The following is a 23,011-nucleotide window of genomic DNA, read 5'->3' on the forward strand; positions in this document are numbered from 1 at the left end:
TTATTATGAAAGAGGTTTGGCTTTGTGAATTAAATTTAATCTGAAATTCAAAAAAATAACCCCAGAAAATCCGAGGTTCAAAATTAATTGGCTACAAGTTTCTTGACATCTTTTTTTACGGAATAATTAATGATTCCTGAAATGTCATCAGCGGTAAATCTGCCCGTGACATCTACAAAAACCAATTCCTTTCCGGAATGCACAGTGATCATCAATTTTTTAATCACATCACCGCTTTGTTTCGCTTGGAAATTGATGGTTTCATCAGCTTTTTTTACAGTCATCCATTCTTCAAAATTATTGGAAGTAAGGTATTTGGCAAAATCACCCAACATTTCTTTGTTGCCATTTTCCACGGTCATCATCTTCACATCTGAAACTTTTTTGATGAGGTTGATGAGTTCTTCGCTTTCGCCATCTTCTTTCAAAGCTTTTTTCACGATAGGTTTAGCGAGAAACATGGGCACATTAACACTGGTAAATTTTGCACCGCCGTAGTCGTAATGAGGATTATCGAAAAAGCCCATTTTTGGTGTGCTCGATACGATGCAGGATTGCAGACTCAGCAGTAATAAAGCTACCGGAATAAGGATCAAATTTTTCATGGTGAAAGTTTTTATAAAGGTTTCATGGACGCTCCGCCACTAAGTGATGCACTACGCTTTACATTATTGTTGCTGCGGTATCTTACACTCGCACCTGAGGTTCCTGTAACGTTAATGTTTTCAGTTGCGTTCACCTTTATATTTGCTGCTGATGAAGCTTTGATTTGTGATTTCTGTGTTTCCAGATCCTGTGCGTTCACTGTTGCCGCGCTGGAAACATCGAAAGTTGTTTCTTTTATTTTTCCGTATAATGTTGCCGAAGAACCGCTGGTCGCACTCATTTCGAGCTCGTCTGCATTTACATTTAGTCTTACGTTTGAACCTGAAGTTGTGGAGAGTTCTACTTTTCCTTTGGTATCCAGGTCAGCTTTCAGATTTGCTCCCGAAGTTGCGGCAATCTGAAAATAATTGCTTTTTACGGTATTCAGGGTGTTAAAATTTGCGCCTGAATTTACCGCGACTTTGCTCAGCTCCGGAGCAGAGACTATCACACTCAGTTTTTTGAATTTCAGATTTCGGTTATTGTTGTTATCGACATAAATTTTCAAAATATCACCTGCTACTTCGGTTTTTACAAATTCTGGTCTGTCGGAATCTACCACTACTTTTTGTTGAGCATCCTGCGTGAAAGAAACATTGATGCCCGATGAAACCTGAATGCCACTGAAACTGGCAACTTTACGTACTTCTTCCCTTGCTGAGCCGGATGAAGCTGAAATGTTATTTTCTCCCGATCCACCCATTGCATATATTTGCGTCTCGTTGATAAGCTTGTTCACATCATCCATAGAAATTTTCCCGTCGAGCATCATTAACACGGTATTCCCGTCAGAGCTGATATTTAAAAGCAAATTGTCCAAAATTCCGTTGGTTGCATCAGAAGAAAGGAATTTAATTTTATTGTCTTTGCTGTTCACGGTCATCAATTCCTCATATTTCATGTTTTTAATGGAATTGTTAATGTCGGATTGAAGACTTTGAAAATTGCCTAAATTTATTTTGTTTTGGCTTCCCGTATTGTTTACTGCGGTCGGTTTTTCTACGATAAGGATTCGTAAACCATTGATTTTGCTTAGCAAAGGTTTGATTTGCTCGAGTTCGGAATCGTTAATATTCAGCTTGTTGAGCATGTTGAACATTGGTTTTGCAATTTTGATGGAGGTAACCCCTTCGGATTCCTGGTATTTATCAAAAAGCTGATCTAATTTGTCTTTCTGGGCATTTATTTGGATAAAATACGAGAAAGTAATGGCGAATATTAAGAGTAATTTTTTCATGATTTTAAATTTTAGTAATCATTAATAAAGCTGTTCACTGCTTCAGTCGAAGCTACTGTTTTAGAAACGTTTTCAGAAAGAATTCGGAACGAATATTTCGTTAGATCGATGGCTTCCTGTTCGTTTTCTATTTTTTGCCCGTTGATAATCACGTAGTTGGATTTATACTCGGGATTTTGGGCAGTTTTGCCCGTTGCAGATTTTTCTGGTGTGGAATTGTCGACAAACTGCGGCCGCGTCTGTCTTTTTATCCTTCCTCTTTTCGGAAGAATTTTTTCTATTACATCATCACCATCGTTGATAGATACTGAATCGGTAACCAAACTGTCAGAAGCTGTTGTCAGGGAATCTTTCGAGTTATTGATCGCGACAATCTCGTTGCCGTTACCGAAATCATTTTTTTGTTTTAAAATTTCATTTATTACCAATTGGTCTTTTTCATCCATCTTATTTTGGTCGGAAATTTTAAAGAAAACTCCGATAGAAACAAGCAGTACTACGCTCGCTGCCATCCAATAAAACTTCGGGAAAGACGCGCTTTTCTTTTCTGAAATTTTAGTGGTGAGATTTTTTTCTTTTTCAGCTTCCGCCAAGAAATCTTCGAAATCCCAGTTCATCTTTTCTTCCCTTAGCTCTTGGAAGATTTCGTCGTATTTATCCTGTGATTTGTCGGTTTTCATAATTCATCAATTTGGTGATTTGTTCTTTAATTTTTTGTCGGGCACGCATTAAGTTTATTCTTACTGCGTTTTCTTCCATTTCCAACATTTTTGCTATTTCCGAGATTTCATATTCTTCAACATCTTTCAGGTGAATCACGGTTTTTTGTTTCTCCGGCAGTTGCCTGATGAATGCAATAATCTGATCTTTCAAATTATTGGTTTCAATTTGGTAAAGCTCGCTACGGTGAAATTGAAAATCTGCAAAACCCATTTTCACATCGTGATGCTTTAGCCGGTTCAGACATTCGTTTTTCACCGATTTCATCGCGTATGATTTCAGGTTTCCGAATGTGGCCAATTCTTCTTTTTTTTGCCAGAATTTTATCATTAATTCCTGCACAATATTTTCGGCTTCGTCACTGCTCATCACAAATCTTTTTGCAAAACGATACATCTCATCCTTGAGACAGAATACCGTTTCTTTAAAGATTGCGTGAGTCATAGTTTAGTTTATAGGTAAGACAACGAAGTTCGGAAATATGTTACATCGAAATAAAAAAAACTTCAAAATTGTTTTTTGAAGTTGAGTTTTGAAAATTAATTTCTAAAATTTAATAGGCCTGAATGAGCACTTCTGTGGGAATTTTCATGATGGAATGCAGGTTTCTGATCATTTCCAAAGAAAGTTTTCTTTTCTTATTTAAAATTTCACTGGCCCGGCTTTTCAAACCGATAACTTTTGCCAAATCATTTTGGGAATAATCCATTTGTTCCATCCGGAATTTTATTGCTTCAATAGGATCTGGCAAATCAATCGGAAAGTTTTCATCTTCATATTTTTCAATGAGAATTCCTAAAACTTCTAATTCATCGCCTTCTTTTGTTCCTTTTTTTGCATCAAAAATTTCTTCCAATCTCATTAATGCATCGGAATAATCTTGTTCAGTTTTGATTGGTTTAATTTCCATTTTTTTAAATTTCGTTGGCGTCAATTTTATCATATTCGGCGTGAGTACCAATAAATCGAATCCAAATCATTTGATAATCGTAATTGAGTTTCACAATGAGGCGGTAATGATTTCCTTTAATGTTAAAGACGATTCTTTGATCATTTAAAATACTTGCGCTTGGATATTCACTTTTGATATCGTGAGCATATTTCCACTCTGCAACGCTTGCTTCCTTAAACCACGATTTTAGTTGCTGCTCACAATCATTGTGTTTTTCCCAAAATTCACGAAGAATTTTTTTTGCTATCACTCTCAAAACCAAATAATTTGATACAAATATAACAAAAAAATTCCCAAAATGGGAATTGTGAAATATTTTTATGAGAATTGAATTTACAAATCCGTCACTTTTTTATCAATTTTATACACCGTTCCGCGAAAAGCAGCGACCAATTCCTGTTTTTGATTGGTGATTTTGATATCGTAAATTCCGGTTTTTCGAGTATCGGAAATTAAGATACTTTCTGCTCTTAAAATATCGTCCATTTTCACAGCTTTGGTGAAATTAATGGTGCAATTCAACGCGACCGAAGCTTCATTCATATTGTTGCTCGAAAAAGCCAGCGCAGAATCGGCAAATGCGAAGGTAACGCCGCCGTGAACCGTTTTCAAACCATTGATCATTTCTGGTTTTACAGGCATTTCAATTAAGCAATACTTTTCGCGGACCTCAATCAGTTTGATTCCCATCCATTGTGAGAAATGGTCCTGATTGAGCATGTATTGCGCGGTTTCGAGTGGGGTCATTTTTAAATAAAAGTTTAATGAAATTATTTTCTGTTGCTGAAAAAGTGTTTGTAGCCTACAAAAACGACCACAATAGCCAGCGTCAGTAACCATTTTTCCTCGAAAAATGTCATAAAATCCTGGTTAGAATTCAATAAAAATTTTGTCATGAAAAAACTGAGAACAGTAAGAACGATGAAAGAAACAACAACAGAAATAAGCGCCGGAAGTATTTTTGGATTCATAAATTTTAATTTTTATCAGTTACATTTTCTTCAGGAGCGGACTTTGTCGGTAACGTTCTTCCTGATAAGTTTCGTAAAGATTTTGAAGCGTTTTTGAAACTTTTTCGTAGCCAATTTCTTTTCCCCAAGCAAGTAAACCTTTTGGATAATTCACCCCTTTTTGCATCGCTAATTCCAAATCTTCATCATTGGCAATTTCGAGTCTTTTTGCTTCTACAGCTTCGTTGATGAGCATGGAAATAATCCTGTTGAAAATGGTTTGGTACAATTCATCGTCTTTTTCTGGAGCAGGTTTTTCCGCATTTTCTGCATAATCGTAAAACCCTTTTCCGGTTTTTCTTCCGAGTAATTTCGCCTCGCTCATTCTTTGCTGCAGCAAACTAGGTTTGTATTTTGGATCATAAAAATAATCCTGATAAACGGTTTTTGTCACCGAAAAATTCACATCAATTCCAATTAAATCCATCAATTCAAATGGTCCCATTTTGAAATTTCCCAACGTGCGCATTGCATCGTCGATCTGTTCAGGAGTGGCGATTTGTTCTTCGGCAATTCTTAATGCTTCACCATAAAAAGGTCGGGCAATTCGGTTCACGATAAATCCGGGAACATCCTTCGCAATAACCGGAATTTTTCCCCAGCTTTTTATTAAACTAAAAATCTCGTCAGCTAAATTTTCTTTCGTTAAAAGTCCGGGAATGATTTCTACCAAGGGCATCAGCGGCGCCGGATTGAAAAAATGAATTCCGATAAAATGTTCCGGATTTTTCAGTTCCGAAGATAGGGAAGTGATGGAAATAGAAGATGTATTGCTTGCAATCACGCAGTTTTCGGAAACAATTTCTTCTACATTTTGAAAAACTTTGCTTTTAATTTCTTTGTTTTCAATAATGGCTTCAATAACCAGATCGCAGTCTTTAAAATCAGAAATGTTTGAGCATGGCTTTATACTGTCGTAGATTTTTGCACTTCTTTCGGCAGAAATTTTCTGTTTGGCTGCCAGCTTATTTAAAGTTTGCTGTAAATTCTGCAACGATTTTTCAGTTTGAGCCGGATTCGCATCATAAAGAAAAACTTTACATCCCGAAGTCGCTGCGACCTGCGCAATTCCGATTCCCATCGTTCCGGAACCGATAATTCCTATTCTATTCATTTTTGTACAATGTAAAATGTACAATGTAGAATGTATTTTTGCCGCACATTGTACTTTATACATTTTACATCATACATTGATTTATTTTCCCTGATAATTTGGCTTTCTTTTGTCTAAAAACGCTGCTACGCCTTCCATAAAATCAGCACTTTCTGCAGCTTCCTGCTGAAGGATGCCTTCCAGATCAAGCTGTTGGCTCAGGTTGTTGTCGTAAGATTCATTAAATGCTTTTTTTGTAAGCGAAATTGCCTTTGTTGGTAAATTCGAAAGGGTGGTAAGAACTTCCATTGATTGTCCGGTGAAGCTATCGTCCGCAAAAAGATCAGCAATCAACCCCATTTGTTTAGCTTCTGTAGCAGAAATTTTCTTACCTGTAAACGCGAGATAATTCGCCTGCTGACGTCCTAAAAGTTTCGGTAACCAATACGTTCCGCCGGTATCGGGAATCAAACCGATGTTTACAAAAGCCTGGGAAAAATAAGAAGATTCCGTAGCCAACGTAATATCGCAGATCAGTGCCAACATCGCGCCGGCGCCTACTGCAGGACCATTCACGAGCGAAACAACAGGTTTTCTGCATTTCGAAATTTCTTTAACTAAAGGATTATAGTAATCGATCACAATTCGCTGGATCACTCGCTCATCGCCATCGTCGTTGTAAGACATGGCGTCTTTCAGGTTCTGACCCGAGCAGAATGCTTTTCCACGGCCGGAAATGGCGAGACATCGTACTTCGGGATTTTTGGAGCCTTCATGCACAAAATTCCTGAGTTCTTTCAGTAAAGTTTTGTTTAAACTGTTATACGTTTCAGGCTGGTTGAGGTAAGCGATCTGAAGTTTGCCTTCAAGATGGGTTTCTATTTCGAGATGAGTGTACATATTTTTGAGTTTATATGGCTCCAATTTACCAATATTTTTTAAGTCCGGAAGAATTAAAACTATGCAGTAAATTAAATCAGTGGCATTTAAAATAGTCGAAAGGTTCCAGGCAGTCGTTGCACTGATAGCTGGCTTTGCAGAGTGTAGAGCCGAAGCGGCTGATCTGTCTGGTGTTTTCTGAACCGCATCTCGGACATTTTTTCGGAATGTTGAGGTGATCTTCGTGAGCGCCTTTTTCCGGAGGTGTAATCCCGTAAATGCGGAGTTTTTCCCGTGCTTCATCGGTGATCCAGTCGGTCGTCCATATTGGGGAAATTTTGGTGATGACTTTTGCCTTAATTCCTTTTTCTTTGAAAAGTTTAATGATGTCTTCTTCAATATTAAACATCGCCGGACAAGCAGAATAAGTCGGTGTAATCACGATTTCTGCTTCATTTTCGGAAATCATTTTTGCATCGCGCACAATTCCGAGCTCCACGATGTTGATCACGGGGATTTCGGGATCGGGGATTTCAGCCAGTATGTCGAGAAGGTTGTACATTATTTACTTTTGATGAAAGATTACCAAACACAATTCGGATACGTTCGCTGCATATATTGCAATTCGCAAAGGATGTAACCAAAATATTCTGTGTGATAGCCGGTTCTGGAACCTTTCTGCATGAATTCGTTTTCCGGAATTTCAATACCGAAATTTCTGAAATCCTCTGCAACCAAAAATTTCCAGTTTTCATAGAGATCCTGTGCATTTGGCGCGATTCCGAGTTGGCTAAGATCCTTTTCGCCTTCGGTTTCTGCAAACATTCCGGCGGTATATTCCCAAAGGTTTTCTACTGCATTTTTCAGCCGTGTCTTGCTTTCTTCTGTCCCGCCGGCAAACATTTTAATCCATGTTGAAGTGTGCGTATAATGGTACTTTACTTCTTTCAGGGATTTTTCTGCAATCGCAGCCAACTGGGCATCTTCACTCACCTGTAAAATGGTATACAGAATTTTCTGATAAACGGAGAAGAAATATACTTTCAAAATTGTCTGTGCATAATCACCGTTTGGCATTTCCGAAAGCTGGCAGTTCAAATATTCTTTTTCCAAACGCAGGAAAGCAAGATCGTCTACTGTTTTTCCCAAATCCTGAACCTTTGCAGCATATTGATACAGATTGTTACTTTGCCCAAGATAATCGAGTGCGATATTGGTGAGTGCGATATCTTCTTCCAGATAAGGTCCTTGTCCGCAGAGTTCGCCCAATCGTTGCCCGAAAATCAGCGTGTCATCGGCAAGTTTTAAAAGATAATTAAAAAGTGGATTCATTTTTTTTTAAGATTTAAGAGCCAAGGTTTAAGAGTCGAGATTGTTAGTTCTGATTCTTTGTTCTTGAATCTTGTTTCTAAGAATTTACATATTTTTCACGTCGTTCGGGATTTCGTAAAAAGTCGGATGGCGGTACAATTTATCATCAGCCGGATCGAAAAAAGCTTCCTTGTCAACGCCCTCGGAAGTTACCATATATTTGCTCGGAACTACCCAAATCGAGGTTCCTTCCATTCTTCTGGTATATACGTCGCGTGCGTTCTGCAAAGCCATTTCGGCAGTAGCCGCCTGTACTGTACCTGCGTGTTTGTGGGAAAGTCCGGGTTTTGTTTGGATGAAAACTTCCCACATTTCTAAGTTGCTCATTGTATTATTTTTGAGGCGTTAAGATAATTATTTTTATTAAATTTTTTCTCCGTCAACGAAAACGTTTGCTGCATTCAGGCTACCTTGTTGGTAAAGAATATTCTGAAAATTATCGGTTTCGTAGGTTACAAAATCTGCTTTTTTGCCTTTTTCCAGTTTTCCGCGATCCTCCAAACCAAGCGCAAAAGCCGAACGGAAAGTAATTCCCGCCAAAACTTCTGCCGTAGAAAGTTTCTCGAAAGTGGCTAAAATAGAAGCTTGGGTAATAAGATTTCCCATCGGTGCCGAACCGGGATTCCAGTCGGATGCGATGGCTAAAATGCCATTTTTGTCTAAAATTTTTCTCGCCGGTGAAAATCTTTCTCCCAAACCTAAACTTGCTCCGGGAAGTGCAATCGCAACGGTTTCCGAGGAGGCGATAAAATCGATGTCTTCATCCGCTGTAGCTTCCAAATGGTCGGCCGATTTTGCGCCAACTTCCACAGCAATCCTCGAACTTCCGGGTGTAAACTGATCAGCGTGAACGGTAATTTCAAAGCCCATTTCTTTGGCTTTCATAAGGAAATCTTGGCTTTCTTCCGGTTGAAATGCAGATTTTTCAATAAAAATATCTACGCGGTTCGCAAGTTTTTCTTCCTTTACTTTAGGTAAAATTTCATTTAAGATATATTGGAGGTATTCCTCACTATTTCCTTCAAAATCCCTTGGTTTCAAATGGGCAGAAAGACAAGTCGGAACTAAAGTTGCTTTGGTAAAATTTTGCGCTTTCTTTATCACGCGGAGCATTTTTAGCTCGTTTTCCACATCCAAACCGTAACCGGATTTTATCTCGATCGTGGTAATTCCCAGAGAAATTAAAAAATTAATTCTTTTTAAAGTGGTTTTCAGCAATTCGTCCTCCGAAGCTGCTCGCGTATGTTGCACGGAACTCCAGATTCCGCCGCCACTTTCGGCAATTTCCAAATAGGTTTTTCCGGCATTTCGCATCGCAAAATCATTGGCGCGGTTTCCGCCGAAACAAATGTGCGTATGTGCATCGGTGAAAGCAGGAAGAGCAACTTGCGACCCTGTGATATTTTCAATTTCAGCGGTTGGATATGCTGTTTTTAAACCATTAAAATTTCCAACATCAACGATTTTTCCGTTTTCGGAGAGAATTCCTCCGTTTTCGATGATTTCGAGTTGTTCATCTGCCAATTTCCCCCGCAACGGCAGATTGGCAAGCGTCACGATTTGTTTGAAAGGTCCAGTTATTTTCATATTGGTAAATTTAACATTTAAACATTATGCCCGCAAAGTTTTTTTATCAATGTATAAACTAAGCCTTATGTATGATGGATTTATTGATGGTCTTGTGTTTAGATAATTAAAATGAATTATCTTTGATTCTTAAAATTTAAAACAAAAAAATGCCAGATTTTCTTCACCCAGATCAAGAAAATTTTTCCGACGAGGAATTGTTACAAGAAGAAAAAATCCGTCCCCAGAGTTTTCAGGATTTTGCCGGACAACGAAAAACATTGGACAATCTAGAAGTTTTCGTGGCGGCTGCCAAAAATCGTGGCGGCTCGCTGGATCATGTGCTTTTGCATGGTCCGCCGGGATTGGGAAAAACTACTTTAGCCCACATCATCGCGAATGAATTGGGTGTAGGATGTAAAATTACTTCGGGTCCGGTTTTGGACAAACCCGGAAGTTTGGCAGGACTACTCACCAATTTGGAGGAAAACGATGTGCTGTTTATTGATGAAATCCACCGATTGTCGCCGATTGTGGAAGAATATCTGTATTCCGCGATGGAAGATTTTAAAATCGATATCATGCTGGAAACCGGCCCCAATGCGCGTTCCGTACAAATTGGCTTAAATCCTTTTACCTTGGTCGGAGCAACCACCCGTTCCGGAATGCTGACGAAACCCATGTTGGCGAGATTCGGAATCCAATCGAGGCTGGAATACTATACCGTTGAACTGTTAGGAATGATCATCGAAAGAAGTGCGCGAGTTCTCGGGGTTCCGATTTATGAAGATGCTGCATTGGAAATCGCCCGAAGAAGCCGCGGAACGCCCAGAATTGCAAATGCTCTGTTAAGAAGAGTTCGGGATTTTGCGGAAATAAAAGGCAATGGTGAAATCGAAATTGAAATAACCAAGTTCGCATTAAATTCCTTAAATGTTGATGAATTCGGATTGGATGATATGGATAATAAAATTATGCGCGTGATGATCGAAAATTTCCGTGGAAAACCAGTGGGAATATCAGCGTTAGCAACTTCGATTGGCGAAAATCCTGAAACTTTGGAAGAAGTTTATGAACCATTTCTTATTCAGGAAGGTTTCATTATCAGAACGCCGAGAGGACGGGAAGTGACAGAGAAAGCGTATCAACATTTGAAAATTTCGGTGCCGAAAAGACCAGATACTTTGTTTTAATGAGTAATGAAAAATTAATAATGAATAATTAGATTATGGAGGATCAATTCAAAGAAAAAGACAATGTAATTCGTCATAAATCCTTTGAATTTTCGGTTAGGATTGTGAATTTATTTAAAATTCTTTATTACGAAAGAAACGAAAAAATTCTATCCCAACAGCTTCTGAGATCCGGTACTTCCATAGGTGCAAATATTGAAGAAGGAATCGCGGCTTTTAGTAAAAAAGAATTTATTTATAAATTGCAAATTTCATATAAAGAGGCAAATGAGTCCTTTTATTGGATAAAACTTCTTTATAGAACAAATTATATCAATGATGTTGAATTTGAATCTTTGAAATTAAATATAGAAGAAATAATTAAGTTACTGACTTCAATCATCAAATCCGCAAAACTAAATTCTTAATTAGTCATTTTTAATTATTCATTATTCATTATAAAAATGTACATCCCCAAAATCTACAAATCTGAAGACCAAGATCTGATGAAAAAAATCATTAGTGAAAACGGTTTTGCACTTTTAATATCAGATAAAGAGAAATTATCCGCGACACATTCCATGTTTTTGGTAAATGAAAATGAAGGGAATTTCTATCTAGAAACTCATATTTCAAAAGCCAATTTTCAGGCAAAAGTTTTGAAAGATGGCGACGAAGTTTTGTGCGATTTTCTTGGAGCGCATTCCTATATTTCGTCATCTTGGTATGATCACAAAAATGTTTCAACCTGGAATTATGAAGCGGTACAGATCCGTGGTAAGATGAAACTAATGAATGATGATGAACTTTATGAGCATCTCCGAAAGCTGACTTTTAAATATGAAAAACCTCAGAAATGCCCGATGTTGGTTGAAAATATGGGAGATGAATATGTGAAAAATGAAATGAAAGGCGCTTTTGGAATCCATATTTTCCCTACAGAAATTTTTATTGTCAATAAATTGAGCCAAAACAGGAAAGAAAGTGATTTTAGAAATATCATTAAAGAACTAGAGGAAACTTCGGATGAAAATTCGAGGAAGATTGCGGAGAAAATGAGAAATCTTTAAACGAAAAGCCAATTAAATCTTTGCAAACATCAAAATTAGTATCTCAAAAAATCCTTATTTTAGTAAAAAATTAAATATGAAACTATATGCTATACAGTGCGGAAAATTTAAGTTAGACGGCGGTGCGATGTTTGGAGTCGTTCCGAAAACGCTTTGGGAAAAGACCAATCCTGCAGACGAAAAAAATTTAATTGAGCTTGGAACCCGTTCGCTTTTGGTGGAGGATGGCAAAAAATTAATCTTAATCGATTGCGGCCTCGGCAACAAACAAGACGAAAAATTCTTCGGTCATTATTCACTTTGGGGCGATGATTCTTTAGACAAAAACCTTAAAAAATACGGTTTCGTGCGCGAGGATATTACCGATGTTTTCCTTACCCATCTTCATTTTGACCATTGCGGCGGCGCAATTGAATGGAATGATGATAAAACCGGTTATCGTCCTGCTTTCAAAAATGCACATTTCTGGACCAACGAAAATCACTGGCAGTGGGCTAAGGAACCAAACCCGCGCGAAAAAGCCAGCTTCCTGAAAGAAAATATCCTTCCGATGCAGGAAAGCGGGCAGCTCAACTTTCTGCCCATTCCGCAAAATGGCAATTACGGTTTCGCACCAGATCTGAAAATGGATGTGATTTTTGTGGATGGCCATACCGAAAAGCAGATGCTCCCCGTAATTCAGTATCAGGAAAAAACCATTGTTTTTGCGGCAGATTTAATTCCTACGGTTGGCCATATTCCGCAGGTTTATGTGATGGGTTACGATACGCGGCCACTTCTGACGATGGAAGAAAAAGCTAAGTTCCTGAAACAGTGTGTTGATAATGAATATCTGTTGTTTTTCGAACACGATGCCCATAACGAACTCGCCAGCCTGAAGATGACTGAAAAAGGCGTTCGTCTGGATGAAACTTTCTCCATGAACGAAGTTTTTGGCTATTAACCTGAAAACAGCATGGAAGAAGAACATTTTAATCACAACAAAAAAATTATCGGTCTCACCGGCGGAATCGGCTCGGGCAAAACTACAGTTGCCGAATTTATTGAGGAACTGGGATTTCCGGTGTATTATTCGGATGTGAGGGCTAAAGAAATCGTTAATGATAACGAAAATCTGAAAAATGACATCCGCAAACTTCTGGGCGAAAATGCTTACGATGAATCAGGAAGATACAATAGAAAGTATGTTGCAGATCTCGTTTTCAATAATGATGAACTGCTAAAGCAGCTGAACGGACTAATTCATCCTGCCGTGAGGCTGGATTTCGAAAACTGGGTTGCCAGTCAAAGCGCTGAATTTGTTTTTAAAGAAACCGCACTTTTGTTTGAACTGAAGCTTCATGAAAGCTGCTATAAATCTCTTCTTGTTACGGCAGATGATAATATCAGAATCAAACGTGTAATGGACCGCGACGACAAAACTTACCGCGAAGTTGAAGCGGTGATGGATAAACAGATGCCCGAAAAAGATAAAGTGAAAAAAGCAGATTTTGTCATCTACAACAACAGCAATATTGAAGACCTCAAGGCTGAAACCGAAAAAACAGTCATGAAATTAACCGATTTGGTTGATTAATAATTTACTTAGAAAAATAAAAAAGCCTGAATTCATCGGATTCAGGCTTTTTGATTATAGTGGGAGAGCAGTTATTCTCTGTTTTTTACAAGAACCCAACCGCTATATTCGGTAACCGCAGTGAATCCCGGTTCTTTCCAGCTCATTACGTACCAGAAAGTTCCTGTGCCTACACCTTTTCCGCCGATTCGTCCGTCCCAAGTAAATCGGTTGTTTCGATCACCAGTAAACACCAACTTACCGTAACGGTCGAAAATCTGCAGGAACGGTTCCTCTTTCTGGAGAAGTGCCGAATAATTCAGCACATCATTAATTCCGTCTCCGTTTGGAGTAATGGCGTTGTAAAGTTCAATTACGTTAATGGTCGCCGTGACAGGAGCACAGTTATCAGCTGAGATCACGGAAATGATATGGTCGCCTCCTCTTACATTCGTAAATATATTTGATGATTGGTATGTTCCACCGTCAATGGCATATTGATATGGCAGGTTACCTCCTGTGGCGGTTACGGTTACTGTACTTCCCTGGATTTGTACGCTTGTGATTTCCGGAAGTGAAACCGCGGTTACCGAAACTGTTTGCCTGTACGTGCAGCCATTATGCGTAAGATCTACCCAATAATTACCCACCGGTACCGTTACCGATGATGTGGTAGCTCCCGTGCTCCAGAGGTAGGCATCGAATCCGGCTCCGGCATCCAATACCGTCGTAGTTCCCGGACAAATTTGCTTATCTGATAGTTCTGTAGATTTCTTTGGAATCTGAACATTTACCGTCAATTGCCCAATCACATCACAGAAATTATTTTTATGGAATCTCAGATAATAAGTTGCAGTACCGGAAACACTTACCTGATTCGAAATTCCATTTACGTTATTTTGAGCATCAGCTAAAGTCAAATAATAAGAGGCTGTTACTCCCGAATCTGCGGTGAACTCCTTAAGATAATTCGCCAAATTAACTGATTTAACAGCGTCGGAATCATCATCGCACACTTTTACCGCAGCACTCGCGTGCAGAAGCGGCAAAGAATTTCCGACTTTAAAATCAATCTGTTTTACTTCAGCCGGACAAACGCTTGAATAGGCTCTTACAAATACTGTGGTGTCTGCAGCATAAGTCCAGTCATTAGGCAAAAGTGTCCTAAAGTCTGAGAAAAGTGAGTATTCCACGGTAAAGAGCGCAGCGTTCTGTATAATCAATGGGGTTATGGTAGCGAATTTTACATTAATGATACCGTCAAAATTATCATCACAGTTCACTGCATTGTAAGCCGCGATATTCCATTGAGGTTTAGGCGAATCAGTGACCGTAATGGTTTTCGTGAAAATACAGCCTGAAGCATTTGTAAATGATACCGTGTAAATTCCTGCATTTAAGACAGCAGTCTGTGTGGTAGAAACAGTCGTTGTTCCTTTTCTCCAGAGCCAGGCGGTATAGCTTGATTCTGCATTAAGGGTGATCGAACTTCCCTGACAAACCGTATAGGAATCCAGCAATGCAGTGGGTGTCGCAGCTTTCAGTTCCAGATTTAAAGTCCCGATGACGTCACAGAAACCTGCTTTTTTAAACCGATAATAAAAAGTTTTGTTTCCGGTAAGTGACTGTGCAGCGTTAATTATCGGAGTGTTTGCTTCAGCGTTTGCCAGTGTTGCGAAATATCTTACGGTTGCCGCAGCATCTGTATTGAAAAGGTTTCTGTAAGTTGCCAGATTAATATTTTCTGTACCGTTCGCATCGTTATCGCAAACCGTGAATGTTTGAGTTATAGAAATCAGCGGAAGAGTATTCCCGATTTTGAAATCAATCTGTTTTACTTCAGCCGGACAAACGGTTGAATAGGCTCTTACAAATACTGTGGTGTCTGCATCATAAGTCCAGTCATTAGGCAAAATTGTTCTAAAGTCTGAGAAAAGTGAGTATTCCACGGTAAACAGCGCGGAGTTCTGTACGATCAGCGGGGTAATGTTGGAGAATCTCACATTAATGATGCCGTCGAAATTATCATCACAGTTTGTGGCGTTATAAGCTGTGATATTCCATTGAGGTTTTGGAGAATCGACAACCGTTACAGTCTGTTTGTACACACATCCGGACGCATTGGTAAGATCTACCCAATACGTACCAGCACCTGCGTTTATCGTCGTAGTAGTAGCACCCGTACTCCAGGAAATGGCGGTATATCCGGTTCCGACATTTAAAGTAGTTGTTGCTCCCTGACATACATTTACCGTTGCCGGAAGTGTTGTGGAAGGTGTTCCCGCAGAAAGTTTCAGATTCAGTGTTCCAATGTTTGCACATGAACTGGGCACCGTAATACGGTAAAAAAAACTGCGGTCAGCGGTAATGGTCTGGTTGGCCGTAACAGGATTCTGATTGTTCTGTGCATCAGCAATGGTGTTGAAGTAAGTTACTGCGGTTCCGCCAGCTCCAGTAAAGAAACTGAGGTAGTCCGCAAGATTCACCGCTTCCGAATTGTCCAGATTAAGATCGCAGACGTCTTTGGTTACCGATGAGGTGATCAATGTACTTTTGGCACCGGTCTTTAACTGAATTTCTTTGGTTACAGACGGGCATCCGTTGGGCGCATCAACTTTAATCCAGATCGAAGTATCTCCTGTAAAGCTGTAAACCCCGGTAATGTTGTTGCTTAATCCGGCATCCGAATAGTATTTCACCACAAAGCTGGAAGCCTGTAGCAAAACTACAGGAGTGATTGTAGCCAGATCAACTTTATAAATTCCGTCAATCTTTCCGTCCACATCTTCATCACAGTGTAATTTGGTGTAGAGATTTTCCTTTACCTCGGGGGCCAGTTTTGCGCGAAGATCAATTTTTGCCACGGCAACGCAGCCAATACTGTTTTTAATGCGGACATATACTGAGGTATTCGCTGTGGTATAGGCGGTAAAGTTAGAAATTCTGTCCGCAGCAATATCATTTTCAGCCCCGTTCTGCGAGGTGAAATAGGTCTTGGTGATATCCGTATCAGGAGAAACAGGAGCTAGTGTCAGGTTGTAAGTAGCGATACCTGTAGTTGAACATTCTTCCAGAACTTTGTCATACTTTTCGATCATTTTAATGGTGATCTGCACGGTTTCGCAATCAGGAATCGGACCGATTCCGCAGAAAGAAAATTTAAAAGTATCGGTTCCGCTTACGCCGGTAAAGGCAGTATAGGTTATTTTTCCGTCCGCAGCAGCAATGTTCAGTGTTCCTTTTGTTGGCTGTGTTACGACCTGAACGGTGGAAGGATTTACCGCCTGGCTGCTTAAAGCAAATGCGGGGGTGATGGTCTCGGTGCCACAGCTGTTGTAGTCATAATTGGTAAAAGTTGTACAGTTATAGAATTTAAAATCCTGGGTTTGTATCTCAGCACAGGATCCCTGTTTTACTTTTACGGCATAAATCCCTGCCTGTGGCGGTATATAAGTAAAAGTATTGTTGGTTCCCGGTGCCGGACTGTAAGTTCCGTCCGGATTTTTGATCAGCCATTCATAAGAATCAAAACCTTCGGTAACTTCCAGTTTTACACCAGGCAAACATTCGCCTTCGGTTTTCGTGATGGCGGGTATAAAAGAAAATCCCGCAAAATAACCACCGTAACCTACGGCATCATTTCCTGCGGAGATCCCTGCGGTAACTGCTTTTGAAGAAAAAACAGCGATGTTGCCGTAAACGCCCGGAATAGAATAGGTTACCCAATTTGCATTACCTACTACGTTAAAAGGGCCGTTCAGCGCGCTGAGGACCATTGATGTTCCGTTTCTTTTCACATCTACAGTTGCACCGCGTTCGGTAATGATATTAAGTTTTGTAGGGATATTTAAGATGCCTCCCGGATTAGAGTTAGATTGGAAGTAATTTTCATCAATGAGCCCAATTTCATCTATTTTTTTTGGTAGATAACAACTTAATGGCGGAATATAATTAAATCCCCCCGTCGCTATCATTGAGCTGCCTCCATCTCCCGCCAACAGTTGATAAACATATACATTTTTGCTGGTATTAATGCGCATGTTATAGTGATTGAAAGCCTGCAATACATAGGCAGTATTTTGCGTTTCATAATATTGTCCGGCATTTATTACTGCTATTGGCGTGGTGCTATTATTAAGATATATTTCTGTATTATCTTCAGTGGCTACAATGATTGCTTTTTCCATGCCTGAGTTAATGTCCCCGTTACCTTTCATCAAAACAAATTCTTGCCCCAGTTTATCTACCGGAACACCTTGATCCATTAAGATGTCTGTACTGTTTGCGCTGGTGGCGACATATTGCCCGTTAAAATTTCCATTGGTGATCGTAACCGGTTTATCCGATGTTATTTTTGATCCGATAAAACTATCTTTATTTTGATATTCGTATGAGATTCCATCTATAATATACGATTGCCCTTTATTAAGCGTGAAGGTAAAACTGTTGCCTACAATACCGGGAGGGGTTGCGGAGAAAACGGTACCTGGCTTAAACCCTGCGACTGTTACGTTTGTGTTGTCTTCAGTCGCCATCACACTTGCCATAAAATTGCTATTCCCGTTATTTACTGTTTTTCTAGCTACAGCCATCACCGCCCGGAACTCGGTCCCTATGCCGGCAGTTCCTTTGGAGGTTAATATTTCCGCATGATTGAAAATGGAAAACCTTAAACTCGCAAAAAATGGTTTATTTCCTTTTAAATAAATGCCTTTTGATACCGATCTAAATAAGTCTGATTGGCTGGTAGTAATGATATAACTGCGGTTAACGTTAAATTTTCCGGGGTTGTTTTTGCTGATGGTTACCGAGCCGATAATTGTATTATTGTTATAGACATCCACCTTAAACGCAGTTGTTTCATTCGTAGACATGTAAATAGTTTGATAATTAGAACCGTTTACCGCACGGTCCACCATTGGCGCAAACCAGTGTTCGCGGTCGAGCTGGGCCGTGGTGGTTATTGATATAAAGGCAAAGAGAAGGAGTAGAAGTTTTTTCATGACAAAATATAGAGTTCTTTACAAATGTAATATTTTATTAATAATTTCTGAAATATAGTTAATAAATGTTAACTATATTTACTTAAAATGCACCTCAAGCTTGCTGAAGCTAAAATTTTTCTTAATTTTTTTCTAACCCATATTAGCTGAACTTAACCTTAACTCAGCACAATTTCAATTAAATTTGCACGATAAATTAAGTTATGAAACGATTATTTTTAGGATTGTTTATCGTGCTGTCTGTTTTAGGGTTTTCTCAAACCGATACTGCACAAGTCGTGGTTCCGAACCGAAAAAATACATACTCTTCTCTTACAAAACCTTATGTGATTTTAATTTCTGCGGATGGTTTCAGATATGATTATGCGAAAAAATATCAGGCGAAAAACATACTGAAACTTGCCGAAAAAGGTGTTTCCGCAAAAGCGATGATTCCTTCTTATCCCTCGATTACGGGACCGAATCATTATACGATGATCACCGGACTTTTCCCATCGCATACCGGTTTTGTTGATAATTATTTTTATGATCAAAAGCGCAAGGATACCTTCGGTATGAGTGTTCAGAGCAAAATTTCCGACGGTTCCTGGCTCGGCGGAATTCCACTTTGGAGTCTCGCCGAGAAGCAAGGAACGCTCGCTGCTTCTTTGTTTTGGGTTGCTTCCAACAGTGATGCCGGTGGAGTGCGACCAACTTATTATTATCAATATCATGAAAAATTTTCTGCCGATCAAAAAATCAATATCGTCCTCAACTGGCTGAAACTTCCGGAAGATAAAAGGCCACATCTGATCACTTTTTATTTCCCTGAAGTGGATAAAAATGGACATCTTTATGGCACAGAATCTCCCGAATTGTGCGAAGCAGTTGAGTTTGTAGATGACGCTGTAGGGAAATTAATTCAGAAAGTGAATGAATTGCAGCTTCCGAATGTAAATTTCATTTTTGTATCGGACCACGGGATGATTGATGTCGATTTGGAAAATCCCCTGGAAATTCCTGAACTACTTTTGAATAAGAACCGTTTCACCTATTTCAATGCTCAAACTTTACTTCGTGTTATGGTGAAAAATGAAGCTGAAGTAAAGCAAGTTTATCGTGAATTAAAGAAAAATAGAACGCGAGATTATAAAGTTTATCTCACCGATAAATTTCCTAAAAAATTGCATTATCGTACTTCTGATGACCGTTTCGGAAGGATTGGGCAGATTCTTTTAGTTCCTAATGCTCCGAAGGTTTTCTTGGAATCCGGATCTAAAAAAACACCGGGAAAGCATGGTTACAATCCATTTAAAGTTCCGGAAATGAGGGCGACTTTCGCTGCTTCCGGCCCAGCTTTTAAAGAAGGAAAAAAAATTGGAAAGTTTCGGAATGTGAATCTTTATCCGATGGTTGCTGAAATTTTAGGATTAAAAGTTTCCCAAACTATTGACGGTTCACCGAAAACGGCAAAAAAGGTTTTGAAATAGACTTTATATAAAAATATCCGGCTGAGTAATCAACCGGATATTTTATTTTTTTTTATTGCCAAAAAATTAGTTTTTCAGAGATTGCATATCAATCACAAAACGATAGCGCACATCGCTTTTCAGCATTCTTTCGTAAGCTTCGTTGATATTTTGCATATTGATCATTTCTATTTCCGGAAGGATATTTTTCTCGCCGCAGAAATCGAGCATTTCCTGGGTTTCTTTGATTCCTCCGATCACAGAACCTGCTACAGATCTTCTTCCACCAATCATCGGTGGAGTGAAAAGTGCATCTTCCATTTTTCCGATATAACCTACCAATACAAGAGTTCCACTGATGTTTAAGGTGCTGATATAAGGATTAATATCGTGGTCGTAAGGAACAGTATCAATAATTAAATCAAATTTTCCTTTTACGGCTTTCATTTCATTTTCATACGTTGAAATTACTACGGCATCGGCTCCCAAATCCAGGGCATCCTGAATTTTGTCTGGGCTTCTGGAAAATAAAGTAACATTGGCGCCCAGACCTTTAGCAAGTTTAATCGCCATGTGTCCTAATCCGCCTAATCCTACTACTGCAACTTTACTCCCTTCCTTCACGTCCCAATGTTTTAACGGAGACCACGTAGTAACGCCAGCGCAAAGTAGCGGTGCAACAGCTTTTAAATCTAAATTTTCCGGGATGTGTAGCCCAAAAGCTTCATCAACCACAACTTTTTCGGAGTAACCTCCAAAAGTGTGACCACCCAAAAATGGATCTTTTCCGTTGTACGTTCCTGTAGAGCCATTCAGACAATATTGTTCCAGGTTTTGTTTGCAACTCTCACATTCTCGGCAAGAATCTACCAAACAACCAACACCGGCTAAATCGCCTACTTTGAATTTTGTTACCGCAGAACCTACTTTTGTAATTCGGCCAATGATCTCGTGTCCCGGAACAGAAGGATATTTGGTTCCGCCCCAGTCGTTTCTTGCCGTATGGAGGTCGCTATGGCAAACTCCGCAGTACAAGATATCGATTTCAATATCTGTAGGTGTTACTTCTCTTCTTTCAATTTGCATCAGTTGCAAATCTTTATCTTTTGCTTCGGTTCCGAAGGCTTTTACAGAGGATGTATTCATATAGATTTTTTAAGACTTCAAATTTATAAAATAGAAAAATGGAGTTGTCATAATTTCTTCTTAAAGTTTTAACTATTATGAATAAAACGTTGGGAGAAAATTTATTTCCCGAGACTTAGTCTCTCTTCCTGAAGATCAATCAATCTTAAATGTTTTCGAACAATTTCTTCATCGAGAAGAAGTTCTTCTCGGTTTTTATTGATGAGCCACATTCTTTGATGCTCCAAAATATCAGCAAAAATCTGTTGGTATTCGGGGTAATTAATGATGATTTCGGAACTGTTAATTCTGTTTTCCCAGCTTTGAAATTGCTCTTTGAGCGCTGGGAATTGTTCCAACTTTTCGGGATACTCTTTTTTAATTTTTTCGACGGCAATTTTTGCTAATTCGCTTCTGATTTCATAGTCGATTTCTTTTTCGGATTTAATGAAATCTTTATCTTTTAATTTGACTTTTTTCAGTAAAAGAGGAAGCGTTAAACCTTGCAAAACTAAAGTAAGTAAAATCACAACAAAAGTGATGAAAAGGATGAGGTTACGGTGTGGAATGGGCTTCCGTCCGCCAAAGTCACAGGTATTGAAAGTGCTGCAGCCAACGAAACCACCCCGCGCATTCCGGTCCAACCGAGAACGATTGGGACTTTCCAACCGGGAGACTCGGCATCTGCAACATTGATGAAATTTCGCATAATTAAAGTGAAAACAACCGCTCCATAACTGGCGAACATTCTAATGATAATAAGAACTACGGTGATTATCACCCCATACATCGTTGCTTGATAAATGCTGGTGTCGCCAAGCCCCGAAACAATTAGCGGAAGATCCAGCCCAATCAGCATAAATACCATTCCGTTGAGTAAAAAACTGAAACTTTGCCAAACATTAATGCTGTGAAGCCGCGATGCGCCACTAAGAAAGTGATGTCGGCGAACTGATAAAAACAATCCACCGCTTACGACCGAAAGTACGCCGGAAGCGTGAAATTCTTCCGCAGCAAGATACATGATAAACGGAGATGCAAGGGTGAAAATGGTATCCATATTGGCGTCAGTTGGCAGTAACTTATGCATTTTCATAAAGAGAAAAGCAATTAAAATCCCAATTCCTGCTCCGCCTACACACATCCAAATAAAATCCACAATGGCTTGATGCCATATAAACTGTCCTGTTGCCACAGCAATTAATGCAAAGCGAAAAATAATGAGGGACGATGCATCATTCAACAAACTTTCTCCTTCTAAAATAGATTGGAATCTTTTCGGGATTTTTACAAATTTTAAAATAGCTCCTGCACTCACTGCATCTGGTGGAGATACGATTCCGCCTAATAAAAAACCTAATGCCAAAGAAAATCCAGGAATTAGATAGTTTGCAGCAAAAGCGACCACAATTGCAGTAAAAAAAACAACGACAAACGCAAAACTAAAGACAATCCTTCGCCATCTCCAAAGTTCTTTCCAGGAAGAATTCCATGCGGCTTCATAAAGCAAGGGCGGTAAGAAAATAAAGAAGATGAGTTCTGGCTCGATCTCTACAATTGGAGTACCCGGAATAAAACTAATTCCCAATCCCGCTAAAACCAAAAGAACAGGGTACGCTACTTTTATCTTTTGCGCAAGCATGATAAGCAGCACAATGATAATGACTAACGTAAGATAGAAGGCCAAATTTTGCAACATTTCAAAAAAATTTCAGTAAAAATACTGCAAAGGCGGCAAATTTTTTCGATTAGTTTTTAATTTTTAATCATTCATTAGTGTAATATTGTCGTGATCGGAAATGATTTCCAGGACAATTTCGAAGAAAGTGAGTCCTACACCATTATGCAGTTCATCTATTTTACTTAGAACAAATTTACGGTTAAAAATTTGTGGAGATTTCAATTTGTTTTGATAAAACTCCAAGGTTGTTTGAAAGCCCAGTGATTTCTTGTTTTGTTCGATATCTTTCCAAATCAGCTGGATTTTTTCTTTTCCTTTAATCTCGCCGAAAGATCCGTATAACATATCATTGAAAGCATCTAAACTCTGCGCAATTTTCCAGTTTTCTTGTGACATAAACACTCGGTTTACTTCCTCGTAGAAGGTCTCGATATTATTAATGTTTTTGCCTTCGATAATAATTTTTTTCATCAGAATTTTTTAC

The 23,011-nt window shown here is 39.1% G+C and carries 23 protein-coding genes and 1 pseudogene; 6 read left to right on the plus strand and 18 right to left on the minus strand.

All coding sequences use genetic code 11. The annotated features are described in order from the left end of the window. Positions 1–83 precede the first annotated feature (83 nt). The 14 genes from OK344_RS11945 to hutI form a co-directional block, all read right to left on the minus strand. The gene (locus tag OK344_RS11945; RefSeq protein WP_265144989.1) at positions 84–605 is read right to left on the minus strand and encodes a DUF4252 domain-containing protein; all 522 of its coding nucleotides are present in this window, start codon (positions 603–605) and stop codon (positions 84–86) included. Positions 606–616: 11 nt separating this feature from the next. After that, the gene (locus tag OK344_RS11950; RefSeq protein ID WP_265144990.1) at positions 617–1,882 is read right to left on the minus strand and encodes a DUF4252 domain-containing protein; all 1,266 of its coding nucleotides are present in this window, start codon (positions 1,880–1,882) and stop codon (positions 617–619) included. An 11-nt stretch (positions 1,883–1,893) separates the two neighbouring features. Then, positions 1,894–2,562: a hypothetical protein gene (locus tag OK344_RS11955; protein ID WP_265144991.1), complete on the minus strand. Its 669-nt coding sequence runs from the start codon at positions 2,560–2,562 to the stop codon at positions 1,894–1,896. Next, entirely contained in the window at positions 2,537–3,046 is a 510-nt protein-coding gene (locus OK344_RS11960; protein WP_265144992.1) for a GFO_1088 family ECF-type sigma factor, read from the minus strand. Before OK344_RS11960 ends, OK344_RS11955 begins: the two co-directional genes overlap by 26 nt. 109 nt (positions 3,047–3,155) lie before the next feature. Then, positions 3,156–3,512 carry a helix-turn-helix domain-containing protein gene (locus tag OK344_RS11965; protein ID WP_088469867.1) on the minus strand — a complete coding sequence of 119 codons (357 nt, stop codon included), beginning with the start codon at positions 3,510–3,512 and terminating at the stop codon, positions 3,156–3,158. Positions 3,513–3,516: 4 nt separating this feature from the next. Continuing rightward, positions 3,517–3,810, minus strand: a complete 294-nt coding sequence (locus tag OK344_RS11970; protein ID WP_265144993.1) for a type II toxin-antitoxin system HigB family toxin — start codon at positions 3,808–3,810, stop codon at positions 3,517–3,519. Between the two features lie 77 nt (positions 3,811–3,887). Then, on the minus strand, positions 3,888–4,301 hold the full coding sequence (locus OK344_RS11975) for a PaaI family thioesterase (protein WP_265144994.1): 414 nt from the start codon (positions 4,299–4,301) through the stop codon (positions 3,888–3,890). A gap of 23 nt (positions 4,302–4,324) precedes the next feature. Further along, positions 4,325–4,525: a hypothetical protein gene (locus OK344_RS11980; RefSeq protein WP_265144995.1), complete on the minus strand. Its 201-nt coding sequence runs from the start codon at positions 4,523–4,525 to the stop codon at positions 4,325–4,327. 19 nt (positions 4,526–4,544) lie between these two features. After that, positions 4,545–5,678, minus strand: a complete 1,134-nt coding sequence (locus OK344_RS11985) for a 3-hydroxyacyl-CoA dehydrogenase NAD-binding domain-containing protein (protein WP_265144996.1) — start codon at positions 5,676–5,678, stop codon at positions 4,545–4,547. Positions 5,679–5,759: 81 nt separating this feature from the next. Continuing rightward, positions 5,760–6,557, minus strand: coding sequence for an enoyl-CoA hydratase-related protein (locus tag OK344_RS11990; protein ID WP_265144997.1), 798 nt, complete (start codon positions 6,555–6,557; stop codon positions 5,760–5,762). 76 nt (positions 6,558–6,633) lie between these two features. After that, on the minus strand, positions 6,634–7,098 hold the full coding sequence (gene paaD, locus OK344_RS11995; protein ID WP_265144998.1) for a 1,2-phenylacetyl-CoA epoxidase subunit PaaD: 465 nt from the start codon (positions 7,096–7,098) through the stop codon (positions 6,634–6,636). A gap of 20 nt (positions 7,099–7,118) precedes the next feature. Beyond that, complete coding sequence (paaC, locus tag OK344_RS12000; RefSeq protein ID WP_265144999.1) at positions 7,119–7,868, minus strand: 1,2-phenylacetyl-CoA epoxidase subunit PaaC; 750 nt, start codon at positions 7,866–7,868, stop codon at positions 7,119–7,121. 84 nt (positions 7,869–7,952) lie between these two features. Beyond that, positions 7,953–8,234, minus strand: coding sequence for a 1,2-phenylacetyl-CoA epoxidase subunit PaaB (gene paaB, locus OK344_RS12005; RefSeq protein ID WP_243550462.1), 282 nt, complete (start codon positions 8,232–8,234; stop codon positions 7,953–7,955). Between the two features lie 36 nt (positions 8,235–8,270). Further along, complete coding sequence (gene hutI / locus OK344_RS12010; RefSeq protein ID WP_265145000.1) at positions 8,271–9,494, minus strand: imidazolonepropionase; 1,224 nt, start codon at positions 9,492–9,494, stop codon at positions 8,271–8,273. A 149-nt stretch (positions 9,495–9,643) separates the two neighbouring features. Between hutI and ruvB the strand changes: the two genes are divergently transcribed. The 5 genes from ruvB to coaE all read left to right on the plus strand — a co-directional run bounded on the left by ruvB (position 9,644) and on the right by coaE (position 13,291). Continuing rightward, positions 9,644–10,666 carry a Holliday junction branch migration DNA helicase RuvB gene (gene ruvB / locus OK344_RS12015; RefSeq protein ID WP_265145001.1) on the plus strand — a complete coding sequence of 341 codons (1,023 nt, stop codon included), beginning with the start codon at positions 9,644–9,646 and terminating at the stop codon, positions 10,664–10,666. A gap of 35 nt (positions 10,667–10,701) precedes the next feature. After that, positions 10,702–11,073, plus strand: a complete 372-nt coding sequence (locus OK344_RS12020) for a four helix bundle protein (protein ID WP_265145002.1) — start codon at positions 10,702–10,704, stop codon at positions 11,071–11,073. A gap of 36 nt (positions 11,074–11,109) precedes the next feature. After that, a complete protein-coding gene (locus OK344_RS12025; RefSeq protein ID WP_265145003.1) occupies positions 11,110–11,715 on the plus strand; it encodes an FMN-binding negative transcriptional regulator in 606 nt (201 codons plus the stop codon). A gap of 76 nt (positions 11,716–11,791) precedes the next feature. Then, positions 11,792–12,658 (plus strand): MBL fold metallo-hydrolase, encoded by an 867-nt coding sequence (locus OK344_RS12030; protein ID WP_265145004.1) that lies wholly within the window; start codon positions 11,792–11,794, stop codon positions 12,656–12,658. Positions 12,659–12,670: 12 nt separating this feature from the next. Then, positions 12,671–13,291, plus strand: a complete 621-nt coding sequence (gene coaE / locus OK344_RS12035; protein ID WP_265145005.1) for a dephospho-CoA kinase — start codon at positions 12,671–12,673, stop codon at positions 13,289–13,291. A gap of 71 nt (positions 13,292–13,362) precedes the next feature. Here coaE and OK344_RS12040 read toward each other — a convergent pair whose 3' ends face one another. Continuing rightward, complete coding sequence (locus OK344_RS12040; RefSeq protein WP_265145006.1) at positions 13,363–18,273, minus strand: FIDD domain-containing protein; 4,911 nt, start codon at positions 18,271–18,273, stop codon at positions 13,363–13,365. A 203-nt stretch (positions 18,274–18,476) separates the two neighbouring features. On the opposite strand from OK344_RS12040, the gene OK344_RS12045 reads away from it, so the two are divergent. Next, positions 18,477–19,742 (plus strand): alkaline phosphatase family protein, encoded by a 1,266-nt coding sequence (locus OK344_RS12045; RefSeq protein WP_265145007.1) that lies wholly within the window; start codon positions 18,477–18,479, stop codon positions 19,740–19,742. Between the two features lie 66 nt (positions 19,743–19,808). Here the strand turns inward: OK344_RS12045 and OK344_RS12050 are convergent, their stop codons facing one another. From OK344_RS12050 to OK344_RS12065, 3 genes and pseudogenes are all read right to left on the minus strand, one after another. Continuing rightward, on the minus strand, positions 19,809–20,867 hold the full coding sequence (locus OK344_RS12050) for an NAD(P)-dependent alcohol dehydrogenase (protein ID WP_265145008.1): 1,059 nt from the start codon (positions 20,865–20,867) through the stop codon (positions 19,809–19,811). 101 nt (positions 20,868–20,968) lie between these two features. Continuing rightward, positions 20,969–22,545: pseudogene (locus OK344_RS12060) on the minus strand (Na+/H+ antiporter). Between the two features lie 63 nt (positions 22,546–22,608). Next, entirely contained in the window at positions 22,609–22,998 is a 390-nt protein-coding gene (locus OK344_RS12065) for a barstar family protein (protein ID WP_265145009.1), read from the minus strand. Positions 22,999–23,011: the final 13 nt, after the last annotated feature.

Origin of the sequence: Kaistella yananensis (genome assembly GCF_026107505.2) — a bacterium.
Lineage (GTDB): Bacteria > Bacteroidota > Bacteroidia > Flavobacteriales > Weeksellaceae > Kaistella > Kaistella yananensis.